This is a genomic window from Archangium sp., assembly GCF_036277355.1.
GTDB lineage: Bacteria > Myxococcota > Myxococcia > Myxococcales > Myxococcaceae > Archangium.
On the sequence record NZ_DASUNC010000058.1, the window covers coordinates 1 to 4,599 of the forward strand.

The window sequence follows — 4,599 nt, forward strand, 5'->3', positions numbered from 1 at the left end:
GTGCTCGGGGTTGCTGGCCGTCATGGGCTCGGGGGAGAGCACGAGGAGCCAGCCCAGCTTTCCCACCGGCTCGATGCGCACGGGCGCGGGCAGCGGCGGCAGCTTCCCCAGGCGGCGCGACAGGTACGTCAGCCAGCCCACGCGCACCTCGGACCCGCGCTTCTCCACGAGGTCCACCATCTCCGAGGAGCTGGCCATGGCATAGTCGGGGTCCCACGCCGTGGCCACACTGGTGAGCACCTCGGCCAGCACGGGTGAGCGGACCAACCGCTCCCAGACCGCGCTCTTCCAGAGTGGGTCGAGCAGGCAGGAATTGGGCACTCCCCACGGTGAGTATCCGCCACAATGCAGGTGAACGTGGATGGCGTCCTTCTTGGCATTCCACACCATCCGGCTGAAGCCCATGTCCTCGAGGACCGTCTTGCTGGCGCCGCGATGCCTGCTCTTCAGGAATAACTCTTCCAATTCCTTGAGTTCCAGGCGGACTGGCCAGCCCGGCAGCTCTCGGGGAAAACCACGGCCCGCCCGGTACCATTGGGCGAACGCCGGGTCACACCGCGCCAGCATGTTGAAGAAAAGCTCCGCACGGCGGGCGCACTCCAGCGCCGTCTCCTTGCGCGGACCCCAGTACGCCCCGACGTAGTACTTGTCCTGCATGCGTGCGCCTATCCTACTGTGCTGGCCGTGTGTGGCGGACGGTGATGTTCTTCCATCCTCTATCCTTGAAGATTGTGCCAAGGAACTCCGCCACCCTGGCATCGGCGACATGCCAGCTCACCGGCATCCCCACCTGCTGGGCCATCCTTGATTGATCCGCAGCTTGGTTCAGCATCTCGTCGAACTTGCCGGAATTCATGTACCAGTACTTCGGCGTGCCATCCACGTTGAAGAAGGAGCAGTAACCGGGACCCTTGGCCTCCAGCAGTTCCCCCAGCTTGATGCCATCGAACTCCACTTCCCCAATCATGTACACCCACCACGCGGGCCGCCCCGTCACCTGCTCCTGGTAGTCCTGGGAGCGCTTGGACTCATTGGTGGGCTTCTTGTACGTCCACCTGCCGGGGCTCCGCGCCGGAGCCTTCTGGGACGCCTTCCCCGCCTTGCCGCTCGCGCCGCCAGTGTTGCCGCCCCGGCCCTTCCCCGCCATGTGGAGGATGGAGAAGGCACTCAGGTCCACGCCCACCGTGCCCGCCGCGCCCGCCACCACGGCTTCGCCCAGCACCAACTCTCCCCTGGCCGTGAGCGACAGTCCTGGCAGGTCCGCTCCCAGTCCGCCCATGCGGCCCACCGTGGCCCGTGCGCCTCCGAGCAGCAGGAGCAGGTGCGTGGACAGGCGCGCCGCCTCCCGTATCTGGTCCTCCCTCGACATGGCCCCGTAGCGCGCGAAGTACTCGGGCGAGGTGGCAATCAGGTACGCCACCGTCGTGGGCAACTGCCCCAGGTCCTCCAGCGTGCGGATGGGGTTGAGGACGGAGTGCGCCAGCGCCAGCGTCATCTCTCCCAAGGCGTCCTGGGCCCCATCCAACGCGGCGTTGACTGGATCCCTCCCCAGACCCAATTCCGCCAGGGGCTCGCTGTCCTCGCGCCGCAGCGCCTCGGTCACCGGGTAGAAGATGCCCCCGTGTGAGAAGTAGAAGCCACCCACCACGAGGCGGCCCGCCCTCCACTCGCCTTCCACCAGTTGCAGAGAGCCCCGGCGTTGAAGGGGCGAGCCGTCGAGCGCGGCCACCAGGTAGCCGTCCGGACGCACCATCACCAACCACACGAAGCGCTCGGCGCGCCACTTCAAGTCCACGTAGTCCACGCGCTCGCCCCCTTCGAGCACCTCGCGCAGCAGCCAGCTCAGCGCCAGGCGTGGGGCGAAGCTCCGCTGTGTCACCGGCGTCTTCGCCAAGCTCCTCACGAGCTGGCGCGCCTGCTCCACGTAGAGCGCCGCACCCGCCGGATGACGGGCCTCTTCCCCGAGGCCACTGGCCTCCTGCACCACCTGGAAGAAGTCCTCCGTCTGGAAGAACTCCTCCGTCTGCTCGGGGAAGCCCCCAGCGGAGCCCTCCGGCGCTCCAGGCACAGCGGTGACGACGGGCTGCCATGCTCCGGCCCCCTCACGCAGCGAGGAGGACCGGGAGTGGAGGCCGAAGCCGCTCGTCAGGCTCGCACGCGGCGGGGCCGTGGCGCACCCGCCGAGGAGCACGGCCACGCTCATGGTCAGCACGAGCGCGCCGAGCCGGCGGCTGTGCGCTCCGATGCAATGAGTGGACATGCCCTGGACTTCAGGCGGACAGGACAGGGGCGGTCAAACCAAGAGATAGGGATAGATAGGGCCTTCCCCATGGGGAGGGCGGACTTCGAGATGGACAACGAGGACCACCACCTTCAGCCGCCCACGGGCCCTGAGCGCCACGGGGGGCCTGCCCATCAACCAACTCGCTCACCCGGGCCCACTTCTCCCTCATCCATCGTGCTTGGTAACACTCGGCTGGTTGCCCTCCACCCGTTCTGATAAGTTGGGCCGCGCCATGTGGAATCTCCTACTTCGCCGGTCTACTCTACTTCTCGCTCTCGTGGCATCCGTGGCCGGGGCCGAGGATCGCGAGCCCAACGAGCGGAACATCTACCTCTCGGACCATACGAGCCGAGAGGCACCTGACGTGTACGTCGTCGGCGGTATCGTGACCGTCCTCCGCTTGGAGCAGCCCTGCGATTCAGCGCGGACCAAGATGCTGGCATGGGAAGGTCGCTTCGAGCCTGTGGAGTGTGTCGGGAAACGGGTGCTTATCGAGCCCCTCCGTGATGTTGAGCCCGAAGACCGGCTCATGCTGCTGGTAACGCTCGCGGATGGAACGGAACTGCCCTTCACCGTGACATCACGTCAGAAGACCACCGATGACCGGACGGGCGATCAACAGGTCAACGTGTTCCGTGACCGCGAGGCCCCGAAAGCGGTGCTTGCGTCCCTGTACGATTCGCTGCGGAGGGAGGGGGAGCTCAGAGAGGTAGTCGAGCGTTACCGCAAAGAGGACTCAGTCAATCACGCTCTCGCTGGGCTCCTGGCGAAGGGGGCCACGAAACAGACGCCGTTTCAGGAGCGGTACGCGGCATTATTCAAGAGCCCCACGGGTGTGGAATTCCGCGTCTCCGAGACTGGCCCCGACCGGCTCGTGCTGGAACTCTTTCGGCAAGGAGACGGTCTGCGGCAGGCATGGGTCCATCTGGATAAACAACTGCTGCGTTAGTAGATCCCGCCCCTCATGGCTCCCGTTCGCTCACTGCTTCCTGCTTCTGTCCTGCTGCTTTGCGTGTCCTCCAGTTGCACGACGACTGGGGGCGTCTCCCTTCGCCCGGACGGCAGCCCCGGACCGGAAGCGTGCCCAGAAAAGGCGCTCGAAACCATGCGGCGTCTTGGCTTGAGCGTCGGGGACTCTTCCGATGTCGAACTGGACGTGAACCAGACCGACGCCAGCCCCATCACGCTGTTCGACGGTCCCGAGGAGAGCATGCTGAACAGCCCCCTCGGGACTCTTCCGGCAGTCACCCGTCTCTATGGACGGGTCTGGACAGGTGGCCAACAGGTCGTCATCCGGTATTACGAGGTGCATCCACCGGACGAAGAACCAATTCCAATTTGCGCTGTGGCTCGGCTCGCACGCGGTCAACTCAGGAAGAAACCCGAGTCCAAGCCAGGAACGGCCATTCTCGAATTCTCCAGCGCGGGGCTCTACATCGTGAACTCGTTCCGGTGAAGCACCGCACACGCTGAGCCGACCCAGAAACGAAGGTCGACCTCGATGGTTCGCATCTGCTCGAGCAGCGTGTCCATCCGGGTCCGTGCGTAGGTCTCGGCGAGGTGCTCCAGGGAGTCCTCGGCGCCCGACATGGCGGACTCGTCCTCTCTGATTTCGGCCTCAAGGGGTCCGTGCTCCGCTTCCAGCGGGGCTGTTCCCAGGAGTTGGGGGGCCATGCTGGAGGAACGCGACTTCAAGCGGTGGGTAGTGGACCGCCGCGTACTTGCAGCCCGCTCCGGTACGCGCCTTGAGGCACACGAGAGAGGTGTGGCGAGTCCTCTTGGACTGTCCCTTGTCGGCGTAGGCCATGGTGCCGCCGCACCGGCCGCACCGTGTCAGACCGCCGAAGAGGTTCTTGACCACGCCGTAGGCGTTCCTGCCGCGCAAGGGGGAGGGTGTATCGAGCAGAAGGGACCGTGCCCGCTGGAAGGTGTCTTCATCCACGATGGCCGGGAAGTAGCCCTGGATGGGCTTCTGAGCCGCCTTGCGCCGCTTCTTTCCGTCCGCGTACTCGGTCACATGGGGGGTGCACATGCCGATGACGGCTGATTCGCCAGGATGCGGCGGATGGTGCTCCGATGTCACAGGGGGGCTTGGAGCTTGCGCTGACTATTCTCGCGGATCATGGTTCGCGGTCATGTGCTCCTGCGGAGGTACTGTCCGAGCACCCGCTCGTGTCACTCGCTGGCGGGCCGGGGCTCGGGGCGTTCGATGAGGCCCGCCCGGTCGAGCAGCTCGCGCACGCGGGCGGTGAAGGCCACGTGCTCGGGGTTGCTGGCCGTCATGGGCTCGGGGGAGAGCACGAGGAGCCAGCCCA

Annotated in this window: 7 protein-coding genes; 2 read left to right on the forward strand and 5 right to left on the reverse strand. The window is 65.9% G+C overall.

The features are described 5' to 3' along the window. Together VFZ09_RS14900 and VFZ09_RS14905 are read right to left on the reverse strand one after the other, a co-directional pair. The coding region (locus VFZ09_RS14900) for an Imm52 family immunity protein (RefSeq protein ID WP_329728234.1) at positions 1 to 657 on the reverse strand (657 nt) is incomplete at its 3' end. Positions 658 to 670: 13 nt separating this feature from the next. Beyond that, positions 671 to 2,260 carry a Tox-REase-5 domain-containing protein gene (locus VFZ09_RS14905; RefSeq protein ID WP_329728235.1) on the reverse strand — a complete coding sequence of 530 codons (1,590 nt, stop codon included), beginning with the start codon at positions 2,258 to 2,260 and terminating at the stop codon, positions 671 to 673. Positions 2,261 to 2,570: 310 nt separating this feature from the next. Between VFZ09_RS14905 and VFZ09_RS14910 the strand changes: the two genes are divergently transcribed. Together VFZ09_RS14910 and VFZ09_RS14915 are read left to right on the forward strand one after the other, a co-directional pair. Continuing rightward, entirely contained in the window at positions 2,571 to 3,233 is a 663-nt protein-coding gene (locus tag VFZ09_RS14910; RefSeq protein WP_329728236.1) for a DUF2381 family protein, read from the forward strand. A gap of 15 nt (positions 3,234 to 3,248) precedes the next feature. Next, positions 3,249 to 3,740, forward strand: coding sequence for a serine/threonine protein kinase (locus VFZ09_RS14915; RefSeq protein ID WP_329728237.1), 492 nt, complete (start codon positions 3,249 to 3,251; stop codon positions 3,738 to 3,740). On the opposite strand, the gene VFZ09_RS14920 is transcribed toward VFZ09_RS14915, so the two are convergent. The 3 genes from VFZ09_RS14920 to VFZ09_RS14925 form a co-directional block, all read right to left on the reverse strand. Continuing rightward, the gene (locus VFZ09_RS14920; protein WP_329728238.1) at positions 3,716 to 3,958 is read right to left on the reverse strand and encodes a hypothetical protein; all 243 of its coding nucleotides are present in this window, start codon (positions 3,956 to 3,958) and stop codon (positions 3,716 to 3,718) included. The two genes, VFZ09_RS14915 and VFZ09_RS14920, sit on opposite strands and share 25 nt — an antisense overlap. Then, positions 3,903 to 4,316, reverse strand: coding sequence for a zinc ribbon domain-containing protein (locus VFZ09_RS51620; RefSeq protein ID WP_414640705.1), 414 nt, complete (start codon positions 4,314 to 4,316; stop codon positions 3,903 to 3,905). Before VFZ09_RS51620 ends, VFZ09_RS14920 begins: the two co-directional genes overlap by 56 nt. A 143-nt stretch (positions 4,317 to 4,459) precedes the next feature. Then, positions 4,460 to 4,599, reverse strand: a 140-nt coding sequence (locus tag VFZ09_RS14925) for an Imm52 family immunity protein (RefSeq protein ID WP_329728239.1), incomplete at its 5' end; no start/stop codon positions are given.

Coding starts and splice junctions, on each gene's coding strand:
- VFZ09_RS14905 (WP_329728235.1), bottom strand. CDS start 2,260: ATGTCCACTCATTGCATCGGAGCGCACAGCCGCCGGCTCGGCGCGCTC.
- VFZ09_RS14915 (WP_329728237.1), top strand. CDS start 3,249: ATGGCTCCCGTTCGCTCACTGCTTCCTGCTTCTGTCCTGCTGCTTTGC.
- VFZ09_RS14920 (WP_329728238.1), bottom strand. CDS start 3,958: ATGGCCCCCCAACTCCTGGGAACAGCCCCGCTGGAAGCGGAGCACGGA.
- VFZ09_RS51620 (WP_414640705.1), bottom strand. CDS start 4,316: ATGTGCACCCCCCATGTGACCGAGTACGCGGACGGAAAGAAGCGGCGC.